Raw genomic sequence first — 22,206 nt, forward strand, 5'->3', positions numbered from 1 at the left:
TTGTCGGGGCTGACCAAGGTGCTTGCGCTTTTCTTATATGGTTTAGTTCATTTTTGGGATTGAATCCGGGCAGTGAGGAAATACAGCATTTTGCCACATAAAGGGTTTTGTAAGGTTATAGAACCAAATTTCGGCTTTATGGGTGCTCACTACTGAGCAAAGGGGCAATATAAATTTATCAAGAAGGAGGATTTCACCATGTTTAAGATGATGAAGGAAGACATAGATGTTGTTTTTGATCAGGATCCTTCGGCCAGGAGCGTGCTGGAAGTGGTTTTGACATACGCAGGCCTGCATGCGATATGGTCCCATCGTTTGGCACATGCTTTCTACAAGCGGAAGTTTTATTTTGTCGCAAGAGCCATTTCGCAAATCAGCCGTTTTTTCACGGGAGTTGAAATCCATCCGGGAGCTAAGATTGGCAGACGTTTTTTCATCGACCATGGAATGGGCGTCGTCATTGGTGAAACGTGTGAGATTGGTGATAATGTGACTGTGTTCCAGGGAGTGACCCTGGGCGGGACTGGAAAGGAAAAGGGTAAACGCCACCCGACTGTCAATCACAATGCCCTGATTGCGACCGGCGCTAAGGTTTTAGGTTCGATAACGATTGGGGAGAATTCTAAAGTGGGCGCAGGATCGGTTGTCCTGAAGGATGTACCGCCGAACTCCACTGTTGTTGGCATCCCTGGAAAAATCGTCATCCAGGATGGCGTCAGGATCAATAAAGATTTCAACCATCGTGATTTACCTGATCCTGTATCGGACAGGTGCAAAGAAATTGAAATGGAATTGGTTAAATTGAAAAAAGAACTTGATTTAGTCAAATTACAAGAAGAACTGGAAGTTGCGAAGCAAGGAAGGGGCATGAAAAATGGGAATTAAAATCTATAATACACTCACTCGTAACAAGGAGGAGTTTATCCCGCTAGAAGAGGGAAAAGTGAAAATGTATGTATGCGGTCCTACCGTCTATAACTACATTCACATCGGAAATGCCCGTCCGGCCGTTGTTTTCGATACGGTCCGCCGCTACCTTGAGTTCCGCGGATATGATGTAAATTATGTTTCGAACTTCACCGATGTCGATGACAAACTGATTAAAGCAGCGAATGAAATCGGGGAAGATGTACCGACAATTGCCCAACGTTTCATCGACGCTTATTTTGAGGATGTCCATGCACTTGGATGCAAGACAGCTGATGTACATCCAAGGGTAACGGAGACAATGGATTTGATTATTGACTTTATCAGCGCGCTGATTGAAAAAGGTTTTGCCTATGAATCAGGCGGAGATGTCTACTACCGAACGAGAAAATTCAAAGAATACGGCAAGCTTTCCCATCAATCCATTGAAGAGCTCAAGATTGGAGCAAGGATCCAGGTTGGGGAAAAGAAACAGGATGCGCTTGACTTCGTGCTTTGGAAGTCGGCAAAGGAAGGCGAGATTTCCTGGGATAGTCCTTGGGGCAAAGGCCGTCCAGGCTGGCATATTGAGTGCTCGGCGATGGCCCGCGAATATCTTGGAGACACGATCGATATCCATGCTGGCGGACAGGATTTGGCTTTCCCGCATCACGAAAATGAAATCGCCCAGTCAGAGGCGTTGACAGGCCAGACATTTGCCCGCTATTGGATGCATAATGGATATATCAATATTGACAATGAAAAGATGTCCAAGTCACTTGGCAATTTTGTCACAGTTTATGAAATCATTAAGCAGATTGATCCACAGGTATTAAGATTTTTCATGATTTCGGTTCATTACCGGAATCCGATCAATTACAGCCAAGAGCTGCTTGAAAAGACAAAGGCTGCTTTCGAGCGCTTGAAGACATCTTACCAAAATCTGAAGCACCGACTTGGAGCAAGCACTAATCTTACTGATGACAACCAGGAATGGCTGGATAAAATTGACGGTCTGCGTGAGCAGTTTATCAAGGATATGGATGATGACTTCAATACTGCAAATGGCGTATCCACCCTGTTTGAACTCTCAAAGCTATCCAATCTGTATTTAATGGAGAAAAACACTTCCGAGGAAGTAATTAACGCATTCATGAAGGAATTCGAGATTTTGTTCGACGTTCTCGGCCTGCCGCTTAAAGATGAGGAATTGCTTGATGAAGAAATCGAAGCCTTGATCGAAAAAAGAACGCAGGCTCGCAAGGATAGGAATTTCCAGCTGGCGGATGAAATCCGTGACCAGTTGAAGGAAATGAATGTCATCATCGAAGACACTCCGCAAGGCATCAGATGGAAAAGAGGCTAAATGATGCTGCATTACGAACAAAAAGTAGATGAAAAACAAATGAATAGCCTGGCGCTTGCTTACATGGGTGATGCCGTATATGAACTGTATGTACGCCATCACCTGCTGCAAAGCGGCATGGTTCGGCCAAACAAGCTGCATAAAGAAGCGACTGCTTATGTATCGGCAAAATCGCAGGCGAAATACCTCCACAAGCTGATTGAAATGGAGAAGCTGTCCGAAGCGGAAATAACGATTGTAAAAAGGGGCCGGAATGCGAAGTCTGGATCTGTCCCGAGAAACACGGATGTCCAAACATACCGTTACAGTACTGCCTTTGAGGCCTTGATCGGTTATTTGTATCTGGCAGGCAATGAGCAACGGATAGAAGAACTGATAACCACAATATTTGCACTTGCTGAAGAATAGAAGGGAGGAAAGATTCATGGGCCAGAAACAGCAACAAAAAGAGAGCCGGAACAATAGGCAAAAACCAGTTGATGACAAGAAGCGGAAACCAGCGCGGAACCAGGCGCAAAGACAGGATAATAAGCCAAAGAACAGAACAGCCAGAGGCCAGGACCAGAAACATGAGGCAAGGCGCGACCAGAAATATGGGCAAAAACCTGAACAACTTCAAGAACAAAAAGAAAACCAGGATTACATAATCGGAAAAAATCCGGTAATCGAAGCCTTGAAATCGGAACGTGACATTAACAAAATCCTGATTGCGGAGGGCTCCCAGAGCGGACAGATGCAGCAGGTAATCGGGATGGCGAAGGAAGCCAATGTCATTGTCCAATTCGTCCCGAAAAAGAAAATCGACCAGCTTGCCGATGGAAATCACCAGGGTGTCATCGCCCAGGTGGCAGCCTATGAATATGCGGAGATCAATGATTTGTTCGCGGCAGCGGAAAAGAAAAATGAGGCTCCGTTCTTTTTGCTCCTCGATGAAATAGAGGATCCCCACAATCTTGGTTCCATCATGAGGACAGCTGATGCCTCGGGAGCTCACGGGATTATCATTCCTAAAAGAAGAGCTGTTGGGCTGACAACTACAGTTGCAAAATTATCAACTGGTGCCATCGAATATATCCCGGTGGCGAGAGTCACGAATATGGCGCAGACAATCGATGAATTGAAGGATCGCGGTGTCTGGATCGCTGGAACGGATGCTTCGGCAAAACAGGATTTTCGTCAAATCGATGGAACTTTGCCTCTTGGCCTGGTGATTGGCAGCGAAGGAAAAGGAATGGGAAGGCTGATCAGGGACAAGTGTGATTTTCTTTTAAGTCTTCCAATGGTTGGACATGTTACTTCCTTGAATGCATCAGTTGCCGCGGCACTTTTGATGTATGAAGTTCACCGCAAACGTCATCCGCTAGGGGAATAGGAATGGATATCCTGCTTGTAGACGGCTATAACATCATTGGCGCATGGCCGGAGCTGGTCAGCTTGAAGAAGAGAGAGCTTTCTGCCGCCAGGGACCGGTTGGTGGAAACCATGGCTGAATATCAGGCATATACCGGCTATCGCGTCATCATTGTTTTTGATGCCCATTTTGTATCAGGTACCCAAAAGAAATATAACAATTATAAGGTGGAAGTTATTTTTACAAAAGAAAATGAAACTGCGGATGAACGGATTGAAAGGCTGGCGATCGACCTCAGCAACCGCAAAACGCAGATTCATGTAGCCACCTCGGACTACACCGAGCAGTGGGCGATTTTTGGACAGGGAGCCCTAAGGAAATCAGCAAGAGAGCTGCTTAACGAAACAAATTTAATCAGCAAAAAAATAGAAAAACGGGTGAAAGTAATCCAGGAAAAGAAGCCAAGTGCCAAGATTCCGCTTACAAAAGAAGTGGCAGAAATTTTTGAAAAATGGCGCAGAGGGGAGCAATGACCTGTTGACGCCTTAAAAAAGCCTGCTGTATAATATTTCTAACTGTATGTGCGGGCGGGGGGATCGAAATGAGTGCTGACATCGGGAATCGTTTAAATGACGCTTATTTGTTGCTGGAAGATGAGGAAATTGTAGAAGCAGTGCACAGAGGAGAAAGTGACGCACTTGATTATCTGATTCACAAATACAGGAATTTTGTTCGGGCGAAGGCACGGTCATACTTCCTGATTGGAGCAGATAAAGAGGACATCGTGCAAGAAGGAATGATCGGCTTATATAAAGCAATCCGTGACTTTCGGGAGGACAAGCTGACATCATTCAAAGCATTTGCAGAACTATGCATTACCCGTCAGATCATTACGGCCATCAAGACGGCCACAAGGCAAAAACACATCCCGCTTAACTCCTATGTTTCCCTGGACAAGCCGATTTATGATGAGGAATCGGACAGGACGCTGATGGATGTTTTATGCGGAGCCAAAGTGATGGACCCCGAAGAACTATTTATTAATCAGGAAGAGTTTGACCAGATTGAAGTGAAAATGTCAGAGCTGCTGAGTGACCTTGAACGAAAAGTGCTCGCATTATATTTGGACGGACAATCCTACCAGGAAATTTCTGAAGAGCTTAATCGCCATGTCAAGTCAATCGACAATGCACTTCAGCGTGTAAAGCGGAAGCTTGAGAGGTATCTTGAGCTGAGAGAGCTGTCAGTGTAAGCTGAATTGCCGAAAAATAGCCACAAAACTGACTTTTAATCTCTTGAGCCCTTATTGACACAAGCTATCAGCCGTGGTACATTTTTAAAGATATAATAGATGGCGGTTTCATGACATTAGATTGGAATCAGCCTGTTGAAGCGGGTGTAGTGTCAATGAACAACAAAGTGACTCTTGCTTGTAAGGAATGCGGTTCCCGCAATTATTCCACAACAAGCAACAAGCAAACGCAGACAGAACGGCTGGAGCTGAAAAAGTACTGCAGCAACTGCGGTGCCCATACAGTTCATAAGGAAACGAAATAAGGTTTTCAGATAGATCATCATATGGAATCCCGATAAGTTGGAGGTAACAAAATGCAGCGCATCACTAATTTTTTCAGTGAAGTTGGACGTGAAATGAGGAAGGTCAGCTGGCCTAGACGCAAAGAACTCACTCGCTACACGATTACGGTTCTGTCTACGGTTGTTTTTGCTGCTTTATTCTTCGCAGTGTTAGACCTAGGTATTTCTGAATTGATTCGCATAATTCTTGAATAACCACTACGCACTCATGGTATAATGAAAAATATAAACGCAGGACAAGTTTAAAAGCCCGGATAACGGGTTTTTTATTTGCTTGAAAAAAATTACCTATACATTAGATGTTGTCTAGCTCCAGTGCCTAGCCCCTCGAGGTCGCTTCAGTCCAGTCAATGAAGTCAAAGAACGACTTCACTGCCCGGCCTTCCAGCGCTGGTCGGGGCTGACCGAGGCACTTACGCTTTTCTAATGACGTTTGGAAATGGGGAGGGACGGACGATTTAGTCCTCTAAGATGGAAAAGAATTGGTATGTAGTGCATACTTACTCAGGCTACGAGAACAAGGTCAAGACAAATCTTGAAAAGCGTGTCGAAACAATGGGCATGCAAGATAAGATCTTCCGGGTTATCGTACCTGAAGAAGAAGAAACAGATTTCAAAAATGGTAAAAAGAAAGTTGTTAAGAGAAAGACTTTCCCGGGCTATGTCCTTGTAGAATTGGTCATGACTGATGATTCTTGGTATGTTGTCCGCAACACTCCAGGTGTAACTGGTTTCGTTGGCTCTGCTGGTGCAGGATCAAAACCAACCGCGTTATTGCCTGAAGAAGTAACGTTCATCCTCAAGCGCATGGGAGTTGAGGAGAAGAAGGTTGATATCAATTTCGAACTTGGTGAAACTGTCCAGGTAAGCGAAGGGCCATTTGCCAACTTCACGGGTACAATAGAAGAGATCGATAAGGACAAGGCAAAGCTTAAAGTTCTTGTCAATATGTTCGGCCGAGATACTCCTGTTGAGCTCGAATTTTCCCAGATCGAAAAAATATAGTTTGAAATAGCTTGAAATCGACTTTGAAAAGTGTTAATATTTCATAGGTCAGTATGTCTTGGACGATTGACAGATATATGTCAAGTTCTTTATTTTATATAAAGACTTTTAAAATGAGTGGGAGGGGAAAATCCCCTATTACCACATCACGGACTTTAAGGAGGTGTGTCTCGTGGCTAAAAAAGTAATTAAAATGGTTAAATTGCAAATCCCTGCTGGCAAAGCCAATCCGGCACCACCAGTTGGACCTGCATTAGGTCAAGCCGGTGTTAACATCATGGGATTCTGTAAGGAGTTTAACGCTCGTACAGCTGACCAAGCTGGACTAATCATTCCTGTTGAAATTACGGTTTTTGAAGACCGTTCATTTACATTTATTACGAAAACTCCTCCTGCTGCAGTTCTTTTGAAGGTAGCAGCTGGAATTCAGTCTGGTTCTGGTGAACCAAACCGTAATAAAGTAGCAACAGTTAAGCGTGATAAAGTACGTGAAATTGCTGAACAGAAAATGCCTGATCTTAACGCAGCTAGCGTTGAAGCAGCAATGCGCATGGTAGAAGGTACTGCTCGCAGCATGGGTATCACGATCGAAGACTAATTCTGCTACAGTGGATTGAGGGGGGTTGCGAAGCTGATGGATTTCACTCGCAACCTTTTATCTGTCCGATATGGCGCTCATGAAGCGCCTTTGCTTTTTGAGCTCTGGTACCTCAAAGGTGCCACCGCTTTTCGTTGTCTAGCTCCGGCACCTGGCCCCTCAGGACACTTCAGCCCAGCCAATAAAGTCAAAAAACGACTTTACTGTCTGGTCTTCCAGTGCCTGTCGGGGCTGACCGAGGTGTCTCCGCTTTTCAAAGTGGGAGGTTATTCCGTTAAAACCACATTCTAGGAGGAAATAAAAATGGCTAAAAAAGGTAAAAAGTATCTTGAAGCTGCTAAGCTTGTAGATCGCGCTCAAGCGTATACAGTTGCTGAAGCAGTTGAGCTTGCTAAGAAGACAAGCACTGTTAAATTTGACGCTACAGTTGAAGCTGCTTTCCGTTTGGGCGTAGACCCTAAGAAAGCTGACCAGCAAATCCGTGGAGCGGTTGTACTTCCAAACGGTACTGGTAAAACTCAACGTGTACTAGTATTCGCTAAAGGCGAAAAGTTGAAAGAAGCAGAAGCTGCGGGCGCAGACTATGTTGGCGATGCAGAATACATCAACAAGATCCAGCAAGGCTGGTTCGACTTTGACGTAATCGTTGCTACGCCTGACATGATGGGGGAAGTTGGTAAGCTTGGCCGCGTATTGGGACCTAAAGCTTAATGCCAAACCCTAAGACTGGCACAGTTACTTTCGATGTAACGAAAGCAGTTAACGAAATCAAAGCTGGTAAAGTAGAATACCGCGTTGATAAGTCTGGTAACATCCACGTACCTATCGGAAAAGTTTCTTTCGAAGACAACAAGCTTGTTGAAAACTTCAACACAATCTTCGAAACTATGATGAAGGTTAAGCCGGCTGCAGCTAAAGGAACTTACATGAAGAATGTTACGATCTCTACTACAATGGGACCTGGCGTTAAGGTAGATTCTTCAACTGTAAAATAATAGTATTTGACAATTAAAGAAGCATTAGATATAATTCTTCTTGTTGTGAAAATAAAATAACATTTGTACCGCAGACAGCAGGAGCTTATAGCTTAATAACCTGCCGAGGTCATACGATAGAGCATCAACTTTACTATTGTATACTTCCTCCGTGTCTGCCTTAGATGCGGAGGTTTTTATTTAATCGGTATAAATGAAAAATCTACAGGAGGTGTAAGGATGAGCAAAATCATCGAAGTGAAAAAGCAAATCGTTGACGAGATTGCTGGCAAACTAAAAGAAAGCAAATCAACAATCGTTGTTGATTACCGCGGACTTACAGTTTCGGAAGTAACTGAACTTCGTAAAGAGCTGCGTCAAGCTGGCGTAGAATTCAAAGTTTACAAGAACTCTATGACACGCCGTGCTGCTGAGGCTGCTGAACTTGCTGACTTAAACACATCTTTAACAGGTCCTAACGCAATCGCGTTCAGTACTGAAGATGTAGTTGCACCAGCGAAGATTCTTAACGAATTCGCTAAAAAGCACGAAGCGCTTGAAATCAAGGCGGGCGTAGTTGAAGGCAACATCGTTACAGTAGAAGAAATCAAGGCACTTGCAGACCTACCGTCTCGCGAAGGTCTACTTTCTATGCTACTCAGCGTACTTCAAGCTCCAATCCGCAACTTTGCTCTTGCTGCAAAGGCTGTTGCAGAACAGAAAGAAGAGCAAGGCGCGTAAGTTAAAAATAATTACTGTTTAACAATAAAAAACTTACCTATTAGGAGGAAACAAATCATGACTCAAGAACAAATCATTGAAGCAGTTAAAAATATGACTGTTTTAGAACTTAACGATCTAGTAAAAGCTATCGAAGAAGAATTCGGCGTAACTGCTGCTGCACCAGTTGCTATGATGGGTGGAGCTGCTGGAGCTGCTGTTGAAGAACAAACTGAATTTGACGTAGTACTTGCATCTGCTGGCGACCAGAAGATCAAGGTTATCAAAGTTGTTCGTGAAATCACTGGTCTTGGCCTTAAAGAAGCGAAAGAAGTTGTTGACAACGCTCCTAAAGCTCTTAAAGAAGGCGTTTCTAAAGAAGAAGCTGAAGAAATCAAAGCTAAGCTTGAAGAAGTTGGAGCTAACGTCGAAGTTAAGTAATCAACCTTACAATAAAAAGCTCGCTGCTAAAGCGGGCTTTTTTTCGCTTTATTAGTTTCGAATTTTGCTTTTTATTTTTTAAAGGCTTATAATACCGCAGTAGCAATGCAATCCGCGTTCGCATTCTTCAAATGAGTCCCCGTGGAGGTGAGAGATTTTGTCTGAACATTATTACTCCCGCAAACCCAGTACTGAAAGCAATCCTGCGAAATGGCAAAGCGAATTGAAGGGGAATAGCATCCGCTTTAAGACTGACACTGGAGTTTTTTCGAAAAAGGAAGTCGACTTTGGGTCAAGGTTATTGATTGAAACTTTCGGGTTAAATAAAGCTGATGGATTGATTCTTGATGTCGGCTGCGGCTATGGACCGATAGGACTTTCATTGGCTAAAGCTTATCCGGGCGCAACGGTTCACATGGTGGATGTCAATGAAAGAGCGATTATGCTTGCTGAGGAGAACGCAGCAGAAAATAAAATAGATAATGTGAAAATCTATGAAAGTGACCGGCTGACTGGAGTGGAGGAGAAAGGATTCGATGCAATCCTTACCAATCCGCCGATCCGTGCTGGAAAAAAGGTTGTGCATGATATTTTCGAACAAAGTTTTCTGCATTTAGCTGAAGGCGGAGAGCTTTGGGTGGTCATCCAAAAGAAACAGGGTGCGCCATCAGCATTGGAAAAAATGAAAGAGTTATTTGGTGAAGTAGGCATTGCGGCAAAAAGTAAAGGATACTTTATTATCAAATCTGTTAAATGTTGACTTGAGAAAACCGCTATGTTAATATTATAAAATGCCAATATATTAGTTTCCTCTTCCATTGCTAATTTCATCGAAAGTTGTATAATTTTGGGCATAAAGGGAAAACTAACAAAATAATTGTTCGTTGCAGGAATTGTGGTTTTTAGGAGAAAACCCTTTTTCTTTTTGTCTTTTGAAATGGAGGAAACTTCATGGACAAGACAGGGATAGATGAATAATAACGCTTTATTTGAGGGGTGAATCAGTTGACAGGTCAACTAGTTCAGTATGGACGACACCGCCAACGTAGAAGTTATGCTCGCATCAGTGAAGTTTTGGAATTGCCGAATTTGATTGAAATTCAAACCTCTTCCTATCAGTGGTTTCTTGATGAGGGCCTCCGTGAGATGTTCCGAGACATTTCACCGATTGAAGACTTTACTGGTAACTTATCGTTAGAGTTTATCGATTACAGTCTTGGCGAACCGAAATATTCAGTGGAAGAATCGAAAGAGAGAGACGTCACTTACAATGCGCCATTGCGAGTAAAGGTCCGCCTTGTGAATAAGGAAACAGGAGAGGTAAAGGACCAGGATGTCTTTATGGGCGATTTTCCGCTTATGACAGAAACTGGCACGTTTGTAATCAACGGTGCTGAGAGGGTTATCGTTTCCCAGTTAGTGCGTTCACCAAGTGTGTATTTCAATGGAAAACTTGATAAGAACGGGAAGAAGGGGTTCAGTGCGACTGTTATTCCGAACCGTGGCGCCTGGTTAGAGTATGAAACAGATGCCAAGGATGTTGTATATGTAAGGATCGATCGTACGAGGAAGCTCCCTGTTACGGTTCTTTTGCGTGCATTTGGATTCGGTTCTGACCAAGAAATCATTGATCTGATCGGTGATAACGAATATATCCGTAATACTCTTGAAAAAGACAATACGGAAAGCACGGAAAAAGCGCTTCTTGAAATTTACGAGCGTCTCCGTCCAGGCGAACCGCCTACAGTTGATAATGCAAAAAGCCTTCTGGTATCAAGATTCTTTGATCCAAAGCGCTATGACCTTGCAAATGTAGGGCGTTATAAAATCAACAAAAAGCTTCATATTAAAAACCGTTTATTCGGGCAAAAGCTTGCAGAAACATTAGTGGATCCTGAAACAGGGGAAATCATTGCCGAGAAGGGCGTCACGTTAGACCGCCGTACACTCGATAAGATTATACCTGCGCTGGAGAAGAATGTTGGCTTCAAGAATTTCAGCCATATGGCGGCGTGGTTGAAGAAGATGTAACGCTGCAAAGTGTTAAAATCTATGCTCCGAACGATGAGGGCGAGAAAGAAATTACTGTTTTAGGAAATGCCTATGTCCCGGAACCAATCAAAAACATCACGCCCGCTGATATCATTTCATCCATCAGCTACTTCTTTAACTTGCTGCACGGTGTTGGCGATACGGATGACATCGACCATTTAGGAAACAGACGCCTTCGTTCTGTTGGTGAACTGCTGCAGAACCAATTCCGAATTGGTTTGTCCAGAATGGAGCGAGTAGTTCGTGAAAGAATGTCCATCCAGGACACAAATACAATTACACCCCAGCAATTAATCAATATCCGTCCGGTAATTGCGTCCATGAAAGAGTTCTTTGGAAGCTCTCAGCTTTCACAGTTCATGGATCAGACGAATCCGCTGGCTGAATTGACACATAAAAGGCGTCTTTCTGCATTGGGACCTGGTGGTCTTACGCGTGAACGCGCTGGTTTCGAGGTGCGTGACGTACACTACTCCCATTACGGACGTATGTGTCCGATTGAAACACCTGAAGGTCCAAACATCGGCTTAATCAACTCGCTTTCAAGTTTCGCGAAGGTGAACCGCTTCGGATTCATTGAGACTCCATACCGGCGCGTTGACCCCGATTCAGGTAAGGTGACTAGGGAATTCGATTACTTAACAGCTGATGAAGAAGACAATTATGTAGTTGCGCAAGCTAATGCTCGTCTTGATGAAGATGGTTCGTTCATTGACAATGAAGTGGTTGCCCGTTTCCGCGGTGAAAATACTGTTGTTAATCGCGAACGAGTCGATTATATGGACGTATCACCTAAGCAGGTTGTATCCGCGGCGACAGCGTGTATCCCATTCCTGGAAAACGATGACTCCAACCGTGCCTTGATGGGTGCGAACATGCAGCGACAAGCTGTACCGTTATTGCAGCCGGAAGCACCAATCGTAGGTACGGGAATGGAGCACGTGAATGCCAAGGACTCCGGAGCTGCAGTAATCTGTAAGCATGAAGGAATTGTAGAACACGTTGAAGCGCGTCAAGTATGGGTTCGCCGTGTTACTGAAATAGACGGTCAGGAAGTTAGGGGCGACCTTGATAAATATCGTCTGCTTAAGTTCATTCGTTCCAATCAGGGTACTTGTTATAATCAGCGCCCAATCGTAAGTCTTGGTGACCGTGTGGTGAAAGGAGAAATCCTTGCTGACGGACCATCAATGGAAAAAGGTGAACTTGCACTGGGGCGTAACGTCCTTGTCGGTTTTATGACATGGAATGGTTATAACTACGAGGATGCGATCATCATGAGTGAACGCCTCGTCAAGGAAGATGTTTATACATCTATCCATATAGAAGAATATGAGTCAGAGTCCCGTGATACGAAGCTTGGACCCGAAGAAATCACACGTGATATTCCGAACGTTGGGGAAGATGCATTGAGAAATCTTGACGAACGCGGAATCATCCGTGTTGGTGCTGAAGTGAAAGATGGAGATCTTCTAGTTGGCAAGGTTACGCCTAAAGGGGTTACTGAATTAACTGCGGAGGAACGTCTCCTTCACGCCATCTTTGGCGAAAAAGCAAGGGAAGTCCGTGATACTTCATTGCGTGTTCCACATGGCGGCGGGGGGATTATCCTTGACGTCAAAGTGTTCAACCGTGAAGATGGCGACGAGCTTCCTCCGGGTGTTAACCAGCTTGTCCGTGCTTACATCGTTCAGAAGCGTAAGATTTCTGAAGGGGACAAAATGGCAGGGCGCCACGGTAACAAAGGGGTTATCTCTAGAATCCTTCCGGAAGAAGATATGCCTTTCCTTCCGGACGGAACACCAGTCGATATCATGCTTAACCCTCTAGGGGTACCATCACGTATGAATATCGGTCAGGTTCTTGAGCTTCATCTTGGCATGGCAGCACGCTACCTGGGAATCTATGTTGCTTCACCGGTATTCGATGGTGCTCGTGAGGAAGACGTATGGTCAACGATCCAGGAAGCTGGCATGGCCAGAGATGCGAAAACAGTCCTATACGATGGACGTACAGGTGAACCATTCGATAACCGTGTATCTGTTGGTGTCATGTACATGATTAAGCTTGCTCACATGGTAGACGATAAGCTTCATGCTCGTTCTACTGGGCCATATTCTCTTGTTACGCAGCAGCCGCTCGGCGGTAAAGCCCAATTCGGCGGACAGCGTTTCGGGGAGATGGAGGTTTGGGCGCTTGAAGCATACGGCGCTGCGTACACATTGCAGGAAATCTTGACTGTCAAGTCCGATGATGTTATTGGACGTGTCAAAACGTATGAAGCAATTGTGAAAGGTGAAAACGTACCCGAACCAGGCGTTCCTGAATCATTCAAAGTATTGATGAAAGAATTACAAAGTCTTGGTATGGACGTTAAGATCCTATCAGGCGATGAAAAAGAGATCGATATGCGCGACTTTGATGATGAAGAAGAATTGCAGCATGCAGAAACACTGACAGTTGCTCCTGAAACAGAAGATATGGATTCTGAAAAAGTAGGAATGAAAGAATAGGTCCATCTAATTGGCACACGTGAACAAACAGTTGAATAACAGTATTGTCCACGTGTGTTCCTTTTTGGAAGATCATTAGGGTAAAACCCTAGATTAAAAGGGAGGTAGGCCCCTTGCTAGATGTTAATAATTTTGAGTACATGAAAATTGGCCTCGCTTCACCCGACAAGATCCGTTCATGGTCTTTCGGTGAGGTTAAGAAGCCGGAAACAATCAACTATCGTACTTTAAAGCCAGAAAAAGACGGCTTATTCTGTGAGCGTATTTTCGGACCGACGAAGGATTGGGAATGTCATTGCGGAAAGTACAAAAGAGTCCGCTATAAAGGAGTAGTCTGTGACCGATGCGGTGTTGAAGTAACACGTGCAAAGGTCCGTCGTGAAAGAATGGGGCACATCGAGCTTGCAGCTCCTGTTTCTCACATTTGGTATTTCAAAGGAATTCCTAGTCGCATGGGACTAGTCCTTGATATGTCTCCGCGCGCGCTTGAAGAAGTTATTTACTTTGCTTCGTATGTAGTAACGGAAACTGGCGACACGGCTCTTGAAAAGAAGCAATTGTTGTCAGAGAAAGAATACCGTGCTTACCGCGAAAAATACGGCAACAAGTTTCAGGCTGCCATGGGAGCTGAAGCAATTAAAAAGCTGCTATCAGATATCGATCTTGATAAAGAAGCAGATATGCTGAAAGAAGAATTAAGAACAGCACAAGGCCAGCGTCGTACACGTGCAATCAAGCGTCTTGAGGTAGTAGAAGCATTCCGTGGTTCTGGCAATGAGCCTTCTTGGATGATCCTTGATGTGCTGCCTGTTATCCCGCCGGAGCTTCGCCCGATGGTACAGCTTGACGGTGGACGTTTCGCAACTTCCGACTTGAATGATTTGTACCGCCGAGTAATCAACCGTAACAACCGCCTTAAACGCCTTCTTGACCTCGGTGCTCCTAGCATCATCGTCCAGAACGAAAAGCGTATGCTGCAGGAGGCTGTTGATGCGTTGATCGATAACGGCCGCCGCGGTCGTCCAGTTACTGGACCAGGTAACCGTCCATTGAAGTCCCTTTCTCATATGCTGAAGGGTAAGCAAGGCCGTTTCCGCCAAAACCTTCTTGGTAAGCGTGTTGACTACTCAGGCCGTTCGGTTATTGTCGTAGGTCCAAACCTGCATATGTACCAGTGCGGACTGCCGAAAGAAATGGCCCTTGAGCTATTCAAGCCGTTCGTAATGAAAGAACTTGTACAAAAGGGATTAGCTCATAACATAAAGTCTGCCAAACGCAAGATCGAGCGCGTTCAGCCGGAAGTCTGGGATGTGCTTGAAGATGTAATCAAGGAGCATCCAGTATTGCTGAACCGTGCCCCGACACTTCACAGACTTGGAATCCAGGCGTTCGAGCCAACATTGGTCGAAGGACGCGCAATCCGTCTTCACCCGCTTGTATGTACAGCTTACAACGCTGACTTCGATGGTGACCAGATGGCGGTTCACGTTCCACTTTCTGCTGAAGCACAAGCAGAAGCACGCCTATTGATGCTTGCTGCCCAGAACATCCTGAACCCTAAGGATGGAAAGCCGGTTGTTACTCCTTCACAGGATATGGTTTTAGGTAACTATTACCTGACACTTGAAAGAGTAGGCGCTATCGGTGAAGGTATGGTGTTCAAGGATACTAACGAAGCGTTGATCGCATACCAGAATGGCTATGTACATCTTCATACACGTATTGCTGTTGCAGCATCATCCCTGGGCAATCAGACATTTACTGAGGAGCAAAATGGTCAGCTTTTGATCACGACAGTTGGTAAGCTGATCTTCAACGAAATTCTGCCGGCCTCATTTCCGTATATCAATGAGCCGTCCAAGGAAAATCTTGAGGAGAGTACTCCTGATAAGTATTTTGTAGAGAAAGGCACTGATATCAAGGAAGTTATTAATACTATGCCATTGGTAGACCCTTTCAAGAAAGGGATTCTTGGAAATATCATTGCCGAAGTATTCAAGAAGTTCAAAATCTCAGAAACATCAAAAATGCTCGACCGTATGAAGGGACTTGGTTTCACATACTCGACAAAAGCGGGTATTACGGTTGGTGTGGCTGATATCGTGGTTCTTAAAGAAAAGCAGGAAATCATTTCAGAAGCACAAACAAAGGTAGATAATGTTCTTAAGCAGTTCAGACGCGGTTTGATTACCGAGGATGAGCGTTATGATCGTGTTATTTCTATCTGGAGCCAGGCGAAGGATAATATCCAGGCTAAGCTGATGAAATCACTGGATAATTCAAACCCTATCTTCATGATGAGTGACTCCGGAGCCCGTGGTAACGCGTCTAACTTCACGCAACTTGCTGGTATGCGTGGTTTGATGGCCAACCCGGCTGGACGAATCATCGAGTTGCCGATAAAGTCAAGTTTCCGTGAAGGTCTGACAGTATTGGAGTACTTTATCTCCACACACGGTGCTCGTAAAGGTCTTGCCGATACTGCACTTAAGACTGCTGACTCAGGTTACCTGACTCGCCGTCTCGTAGACGTAGCACAGGATGTCATCGTGCGTGAAGACGATTGCGGAACAGACAGAGGCTTATTCATCAAATCACTTAAAGATGGTACTGAAGTAATCGAACCTCTAGATGAGCGTTTAATTGGCCGTTATGCAAGGAAGGCAATCAAGCATCCTGAAACTAAGGCAGTGATTGTACCTGAAAACGGATTGATTACAGAAGACTTGGCTGTTGAAGTAATAGAAGCAGGGATTGAAGAAGTATGGATCCGCTCTGCATTCACATGTAATACACGCCACGGCGTATGTAAAAAATGCTACGGACGCAATCTTGCGACTGGCCAGGAAGTTGAAGTTGGCGAAGCGGTCGGTATTATCGCTGCCCAGTCAATCGGAGAGCCTGGTACACAGCTTACAATGCGTACATTCCATACGGGCGGTGTTGCAGGAGATGATATCACACAAGGTCTTCCGCGTATCCAGGAATTGTTTGAAGCGCGTAATCCTAAAGGGCAAGCTGTTATCTCCGAATTGGAAGGTGTCGTAGTCGGCATCAACGAAGGAAAAGATCGTCAGCAGGAAATCGTCATTCAAGGTGAAATCGAAAGCCGCACATACAATGCGCCATATACAGCTCGCCTAAAGGTAGCTATAAATGACCATGTAGAACGCGGCCAGGAACTTACAGAAGGTTCGATCGACCCTAAGGAACTGTTGCGAGTCAAAGACGTTCAATCTGTGCAGGAATATCTGTTGAAGGAAGTTCAAAAGGTATACCGTATGCAGGGTGTTGAAATCGGCGACAAACACGTAGAAGTAATGGTGCGCCAAATGATGCGCAAAATCAGGGTTATCGACGCAGGTGAAACAGATGTACTGCCAGGCACATTGCTTGAAATCCATCAGTTCACTGACGCTAACCGCAAAGCACTTCTTGATGGCAAAATGCCAGCAACAGGACGCCCGGTACTGCTTGGTATCACAAAAGCATCGCTTGAGACAGATTCATTCCTGTCTGCAGCATCCTTCCAGGAAACAACAAGGGTGCTTACAGATGCTGCGATCAAAGGCAAGCGCGATGAACTTCTCGGCCTGAAGGAAAATGTTATCATCGGTAAACTCGTACCAGCGGGAACAGGCATGCAGCGCTACAGAAGAGCTGAGCCTATCTCAATGGAAGAAGAAAATGCCGAAGATGCAATCACTGTAGAATAAAATAAGAAGCGCGGTGCTCTCTGCCACGACAGAAAGTGCCGCCTTTTTAAAGAAAAAAGAGTTATTCTATAAATAATGCAGCATTCTAGCGGAAAAAGTTTTTCAATGTTGTTGACATCCCTTGCGCTAGATGTTACTATTTCAAAGGTGCTCCTATTTACCGGTTACTTTGGAGGATATCATGTCTTATGAAAAAGTAGCTCAGGCTAAAAAGATTATAGTAGGATCAAAGCAAACAGTGAAAGCACTGAAGGCTGGCGAAGTAATCGAACTGGTCATTGCCATGGACGCTGACATTAAGGTTACAGCGAATCTATTGCAAACTGCCAGAGATATGAACACCGCCATCACCTATGTCGACTCTATGAAAAAATTGGGGAAGGCATGCGGGATTGCCGTAGGAGCTTCAGCTGTAGCGATAACCAAGTAAAAACTGTTTTTGCAGTGAACTGCAAAAACTTTGTTTTTTGTAAAAAAATGAACCACCTGGATGTGTGGGCTTACACAAAATGTGAAGGGAGGAAAAAGATCATGCCTACAATTAACCAATTAGTGCGCAAGCCGCGTAGCTCAAAAGAGGAGAAGTCAAAATCTCCTGCGCTAAATAAAGGTTACAACAGCTTCAAGAAAGCACAAACCAACGTTTCATCTCCACAAAAGCGTGGTGTATGTACTCGTGTTGGTACAATGACTCCGAAGAAGCCAAACTCAGCGTTGCGTAAATACGCTCGTGTACGTTTGACTAACGGAATCGAGGTAACAGCTTATATCCCAGGAATCGGGCACAATCTTCAAGAACACAGCGTTGTTCTTATCCGTGGAGGACGTGTAAAAGACTTACCGGGTGTACGTTACCATATCGTTCGTGGTGCTCTTGATACTGCTGGTGTTAACAACCGTATGCAGGGCCGTTCTAAGTACGGTACAAAGAGACCAAAAGCAGCTAAGAAATAATAAACAAAAACTATTAACCCTTTTTGAAAGGAGGAAATTATATGCCACGTAAAGGTCCAGTTGCAAAGAGAGACGTATTGCCTGATCCGATTTATAACTCAAAGCTTATCACTCGCTTGATTAACAAGATGATGATCGATGGCAAGAGAGGTAAATCACAAAAGATCCTTTATTCAGCTTTTGATATCATTCGTGAGCGTTCAGGCAAAGAGCCAATCGAAGTATTCGATGCAGCTCTTAAGAACATAATGCCTGTTCTAGAAGTAAAAGCACGCCGTGTAGGTGGAGCTAACTACCAAGTACCAGTTGAGGTGCGTGCAGACCGCCGTACAACTCTTGGTCTTCGCTGGTTGGTAAACTACTCACGTCTTCGTGGGGAAAAGACAATGGAAGAGCGTCTTGCTAACGAAATTCTTGACGCTGCTAACAACACTGGTGCTTCTGTTAAGAAGCGCGAAGATACACACAAAATGGCGGAAGCAAACAAAGCATTCGCTCACTATCGTTGGTAATCTTACCTTCAATCTAAAAACACATATACTAGGAAGGAGAAAGACCAAATGGCAAGAGAGTTCTCCTTAGATAAAACTCGTAATATTGGAATCATGGCTCATATTGATGCTGGTAAAACAACAACAACTGAGCGTGTTCTTTATTATACTGGCCGTATTCATAAAATCGGCGAAACACACGAAGGTGCTTCTCAAATGGACTGGATGGAGCAGGAACAAGAGCGTGGAATCACGATCACTTCTGCTGCAACAACAGCTTCTTGGAAAGAACACCGCGTAAACATCATTGATACACCAGGACACGTAGACTTCACTGTTGAAGTTGAACGTTCACTGCGTGTACTTGATGGTGCAGTAGCAGTACTTGACGCACAGTCAGGTGTTGAGCCTCAAACAGAAACTGTTTGGCGCCAGGCTACAACTTATGGAGTTCCACGTGTAGTATTCGTTAACAAAATGGATAAGCTAGGCGCGGACTTCCTATACTCTGTATCAACTATTCATGATCGTCTGCAAGCCAACGCTCACCCGATCCAACTTCCGATCGGTGCTGAAGATGAGTTTGAAGCAATCATCGACCTAGTTGAAATGAGAGCGGTTTTCTATGGCAATGACCTTGGAACAGAAATCACTGTTGGGGAAATTCCAGAAGAATATATGGCTCAAGCTGAAGAATACCGTGAAAAGTTAGTTGAAGCGGTAGCAGAGCTTGATGAAGAGTTAATGGAGAAGTATCTTGGCGGAGAAGAGCTTACAGTCGAAGAGATCAAAGCTGCAATCCGTAAGGGTACAACAAATGTTGAATTTTACCCAGTTATCTGTGTTCAGCGTTCAAAAACAAAGGTGTTCAGCTAATGCTTGACGCTGTTATTGACTACCTTCCATCTCCACTGGATGTACCTGCTATTAAAGGTACTCTTCCAGATTCAGAAGAAGAAGTTGAACGTCATGCGGACGACAGCGAGCCATTCTCTGCTCTAGCGTTCAAAGTTATGACTGACCCTTATGTTGGTAAGTTAACGTTCTTCCGCGTTTACTCTGGAACTCTTGAGTCTGGATCATATGTTCAGAACTCAACTAAAGGAAAGCGTGAACGTATCGGACGTATCCTTCAAATGCACGCAAACAGCCGTCAGGAAATATCTAAGGTTTACGCGGGTGATATTGCAGCAGCTGTAGGTCTTAAGGATACAACTACAGGTGACACTCTATGTGATGATAAGAACCTTGTTATCTTGGAATCCATGCAGTTCCCTGAGCCTGTAATCCAGTTATCAGTTGAACCTAAGTCAAAAGCTGACCAGGACAAAATGACAACTGCATTGCAAAAGCTTCAAGAAGAAGATCCTACCTTCCGCGCACATACTGACCAGGAAACTGGACAGGTTATCATCGCTGGAATGGGTGAACTTCACCTTGACATCATCGTTGACCGCATGAAGCGCGAATTTAAAGTAGAAGCTAACGTAGGTGCGCCACAGGTTGCTTACCGTGAAACTTTCCGCGAATCAGCTTCTGTTGAAGGTAAATTCGCTCGTCAGTCAGGTGGACGTGGTCAATTCGGACACGTTTGGATCGAATTCTCTCCAAACGAAGAAGGAAAAGGCTTCGAATTCGAGAACGGCATCGTCGGTGGTGTAGTTCCACGTGAATACATCCCAGCGGTTCAAGCTGGTCTCGAAGATGCTCTAGATCGCGGAGTTCTTGCAGGATATCCGCTTGTTGACATCAAGGCAAGACTGTTTGACGGTTCTTACCACGATGTTGACTCCTCTGAAATGGCGTTTAAAATCGCTGCTTCTATGGCACTAAAGAATGCTGCTTCCAAGTGTAAGCCAGTCATCCTTGAGCCTGTCATGAGGGTTGAAGTTGTTATTCCTGAAGAATACCTTGGAGATATCATGGGTATGATTACTGCTCGTCGCGGACGCGTCGAAGGTATGGATGCTCGTGGTAACGCACAAGTTGTTCGTGCAATGGTTCCACTTTCAGAAATGTTCGGTTATGCAACTGCTCTTCGTTCAAGCACACAAGGACGCGGTGTATTCTCAATGCACTTCGACCACTACGAAGAAGTTCCTAAGTCAGTTTCTGAAGAAATCATCAAAAAAATAAAGGTGAATAATTGATTTTCACCATTTAATCAAGTATAACTACTAATGTAAGCATAACACTGTGAAATAGGGATCCTATTTCACACCACATTAAAATATACTTAATTTTCATATATTAAAGGAGGATTTTTCTAATGGGAAAAGCTAAATTCGATCGTTCTAAGCCACACGTTAACATTGGTACTATTGGTCACGTTGACCATGGTAAAACTACTCTAACAGCTGCTATCACTACTGTTCTTTCTAAGCAAGGTGGCGGTGAAGCACGCGGATATGACCAAATCGATGCTGCTCCAGAAGAGCGCGAACGTGGTATCACAATCTCAACTGCACACGTTGAGTACGAAACTGCAACACGTCACTATGCACACGTTGACTGCCCAGGACACGCTGACTATGTTAAGAATATGATCACTGGTGCTGCACAAATGGACGGCGGTATCTTAGTAGTATCTGCTGCTGACGGCCCAATGCCACAAACTCGTGAGCACATCCTTCTTTCTCGTCAGGTAGGCGTACCTTTCCTTGTTGTATTCATGAACAAGTGTGACATGGTTGACGACGAAGAACTTCTTGAATTAGTAGAAATGGAAGTACGTGACCTTCTTTCTGAGTACGACTTCCCTGGCGATGACATCCCAGTTATCAAAGGATCTGCTCTTAAAGCTCTTGAAGGAGAGCCAGAGTGGGAAGAAAAAATCAACGAGCTTATGGCTGCAGTTGATGAGTACATCCCAACACCAACACGTGACACTGACAAGCCATTCATGATGCCTGTTGAGGACGTATTCTCAATCACTGGCCGTGGAACAGTTGCTACTGGCCGTGTTGAGCGTGGACAAGTTAAAGTCGGTGACGTTATCGAAATCATCGGTCTTACTGAAGAGCCAAAATCAACTACTGTAACAGGTGTTGAAATGTTCCGTAAGCTTCTTGACTATGCAGAAGCTGGAGACAACATCGGTGCACTTCTTCGTGGGGTAGCTCGTGAAGAAGTCCAACGTGGTCAAGTACTTGCTAAGCCAGGTACTGTTAAGCCACACACAAAGTTCACTGCTGAAGTATACGTCCTTTCAAAAGAAGAAGGTGGACGTCACACTCCATTCTTCACAAACTACCGTCCGCAGTTCTACTTCCGTACAACTGATGTAACTGGTATTTGTAACCTTCCTGAAGGCGTAGAAATGGTTATGCCTGGTGACAACATTGAAATGACTGTTGAACTAATCGCTCCAATCGCGATCGAAGAAGGAACTAAGTTCTCAATCCGTGAAGGCGGCCGTACTGTAGGCGCTGGCGTTGTAGCAACAATTCAAGAGTAATTTTAATAAAATAATGAAAGCAGCTGGATGACGATCCAGCTGTTTTTTATTTAATAGGAAAATACA

General features: G+C 44.5%; 18 protein-coding genes, 3 pseudogenes and 1 other annotated feature. All 21 genes and pseudogenes read left to right on the forward strand.

All coding sequences use genetic code 11. The features are described from left to right. Nucleotides 1–198 precede the first annotated feature (198 nt). The 21 genes and pseudogenes from epsC to tuf all read left to right on the forward strand — a co-directional run bounded on the left by epsC (nucleotide 199) and on the right by tuf (nucleotide 22,140). Entirely contained in the window at nucleotides 199–885 is a 687-nt protein-coding gene (gene epsC / locus JCM21738_RS15910) for a serine O-acetyltransferase EpsC (RefSeq protein ID WP_023626454.1), read from the forward strand. Next, the gene (gene cysS / locus JCM21738_RS15915; RefSeq protein ID WP_023626453.1) at nucleotides 875–2,272 is read left to right on the forward strand and encodes a cysteine--tRNA ligase; all 1,398 of its coding nucleotides are present in this window, start codon (nucleotides 875–877) and stop codon (nucleotides 2,270–2,272) included. Before epsC ends, cysS begins: the two co-directional genes overlap by 11 nt. 3 nt (nucleotides 2,273–2,275) lie before the next feature. Then, a complete protein-coding gene (locus JCM21738_RS15920) occupies nucleotides 2,276–2,680 on the forward strand; it encodes a Mini-ribonuclease 3 (RefSeq protein WP_031308211.1) in 405 nt (134 codons plus the stop codon). Between the two features lie 235 nt (nucleotides 2,681–2,915). After that, nucleotides 2,916–3,644, forward strand: coding sequence for a 23S rRNA (guanosine(2251)-2'-O)-methyltransferase RlmB (gene rlmB, locus JCM21738_RS15925; protein WP_031308210.1), 729 nt, complete (start codon nucleotides 2,916–2,918; stop codon nucleotides 3,642–3,644). 2 nt (nucleotides 3,645–3,646) lie between these two features. After that, the gene (locus JCM21738_RS15930) at nucleotides 3,647–4,156 is read left to right on the forward strand and encodes an NYN domain-containing protein (protein WP_023626450.1); all 510 of its coding nucleotides are present in this window, start codon (nucleotides 3,647–3,649) and stop codon (nucleotides 4,154–4,156) included. Between the two features lie 68 nt (nucleotides 4,157–4,224). Beyond that, complete coding sequence (gene sigH, locus JCM21738_RS15935) at nucleotides 4,225–4,875, forward strand: RNA polymerase sporulation sigma factor SigH (protein ID WP_023626449.1); 651 nt, start codon at nucleotides 4,225–4,227, stop codon at nucleotides 4,873–4,875. Nucleotides 4,876–4,985: 110 nt separating this feature from the next. Continuing rightward, entirely contained in the window at nucleotides 4,986–5,180 is a 195-nt protein-coding gene (gene rpmG / locus JCM21738_RS15940) for a 50S ribosomal protein L33 (protein ID WP_023626448.1), read from the forward strand. A gap of 51 nt (nucleotides 5,181–5,231) precedes the next feature. Then, the gene (gene secE / locus JCM21738_RS15945; RefSeq protein WP_023626447.1) at nucleotides 5,232–5,414 is read left to right on the forward strand and encodes a preprotein translocase subunit SecE; all 183 of its coding nucleotides are present in this window, start codon (nucleotides 5,232–5,234) and stop codon (nucleotides 5,412–5,414) included. 276 nt (nucleotides 5,415–5,690) lie between these two features. Continuing rightward, a complete protein-coding gene (nusG, locus tag JCM21738_RS15950; protein WP_023626446.1) occupies nucleotides 5,691–6,224 on the forward strand; it encodes a transcription termination/antitermination protein NusG in 534 nt (177 codons plus the stop codon). A 172-nt stretch (nucleotides 6,225–6,396) separates the two neighbouring features. Continuing rightward, on the forward strand, nucleotides 6,397–6,822 hold the full coding sequence (gene rplK, locus JCM21738_RS15955) for a 50S ribosomal protein L11 (protein WP_023626445.1): 426 nt from the start codon (nucleotides 6,397–6,399) through the stop codon (nucleotides 6,820–6,822). 303 nt (nucleotides 6,823–7,125) lie between these two features. Continuing rightward, nucleotides 7,126–7,817: pseudogene (rplA, locus tag JCM21738_RS15965) on the forward strand (50S ribosomal protein L1). Between the two features lie 50 nt (nucleotides 7,818–7,867). Further along, nucleotides 7,868–8,005 (forward strand) — a sequence feature (ribosomal protein L10 leader region). A gap of 31 nt (nucleotides 8,006–8,036) precedes the next feature. Then, on the forward strand, nucleotides 8,037–8,537 hold the full coding sequence (rplJ, locus tag JCM21738_RS15970; RefSeq protein ID WP_023626442.1) for a 50S ribosomal protein L10: 501 nt from the start codon (nucleotides 8,037–8,039) through the stop codon (nucleotides 8,535–8,537). A gap of 57 nt (nucleotides 8,538–8,594) precedes the next feature. Further along, nucleotides 8,595–8,957: a 50S ribosomal protein L7/L12 gene (gene rplL / locus JCM21738_RS15975; protein WP_023626441.1), complete on the forward strand. Its 363-nt coding sequence runs from the start codon at nucleotides 8,595–8,597 to the stop codon at nucleotides 8,955–8,957. A gap of 157 nt (nucleotides 8,958–9,114) precedes the next feature. After that, nucleotides 9,115–9,717 carry a class I SAM-dependent methyltransferase gene (locus JCM21738_RS15980; protein WP_023626440.1) on the forward strand — a complete coding sequence of 201 codons (603 nt, stop codon included), beginning with the start codon at nucleotides 9,115–9,117 and terminating at the stop codon, nucleotides 9,715–9,717. Between the two features lie 245 nt (nucleotides 9,718–9,962). Then, nucleotides 9,963–13,522 (forward strand): annotated as a pseudogene (gene rpoB, locus JCM21738_RS15985) (DNA-directed RNA polymerase subunit beta). Nucleotides 13,523–13,635: 113 nt separating this feature from the next. Continuing rightward, the gene (rpoC, locus tag JCM21738_RS15990; RefSeq protein WP_023626438.1) at nucleotides 13,636–17,238 is read left to right on the forward strand and encodes a DNA-directed RNA polymerase subunit beta'; all 3,603 of its coding nucleotides are present in this window, start codon (nucleotides 13,636–13,638) and stop codon (nucleotides 17,236–17,238) included. A 181-nt stretch (nucleotides 17,239–17,419) separates the two neighbouring features. Further along, on the forward strand, nucleotides 17,420–17,668 hold the full coding sequence (locus tag JCM21738_RS15995) for a 50S ribosomal protein L7ae-like protein (protein WP_023626437.1): 249 nt from the start codon (nucleotides 17,420–17,422) through the stop codon (nucleotides 17,666–17,668). Between the two features lie 101 nt (nucleotides 17,669–17,769). Continuing rightward, entirely contained in the window at nucleotides 17,770–18,192 is a 423-nt protein-coding gene (rpsL, locus tag JCM21738_RS16000; protein ID WP_023626436.1) for a 30S ribosomal protein S12, read from the forward strand. A gap of 41 nt (nucleotides 18,193–18,233) precedes the next feature. Then, the gene (gene rpsG / locus JCM21738_RS16005) at nucleotides 18,234–18,704 is read left to right on the forward strand and encodes a 30S ribosomal protein S7 (RefSeq protein ID WP_023626435.1); all 471 of its coding nucleotides are present in this window, start codon (nucleotides 18,234–18,236) and stop codon (nucleotides 18,702–18,704) included. 48 nt (nucleotides 18,705–18,752) lie between these two features. Beyond that, nucleotides 18,753–20,833: pseudogene (gene fusA / locus JCM21738_RS16010) on the forward strand (elongation factor G). A gap of 119 nt (nucleotides 20,834–20,952) precedes the next feature. Next, nucleotides 20,953–22,140, forward strand: coding sequence for an elongation factor Tu (tuf, locus tag JCM21738_RS16015; RefSeq protein ID WP_023626433.1), 1,188 nt, complete (start codon nucleotides 20,953–20,955; stop codon nucleotides 22,138–22,140). Nucleotides 22,141–22,206 lie beyond the last annotated feature (66 nt).

Source organism: Mesobacillus boroniphilus JCM 21738 (genome assembly GCF_000517385.1).
Taxonomy (GTDB): domain Bacteria; phylum Bacillota; class Bacilli; order Bacillales; family Cytobacillaceae; genus Mesobacillus; species Mesobacillus boroniphilus.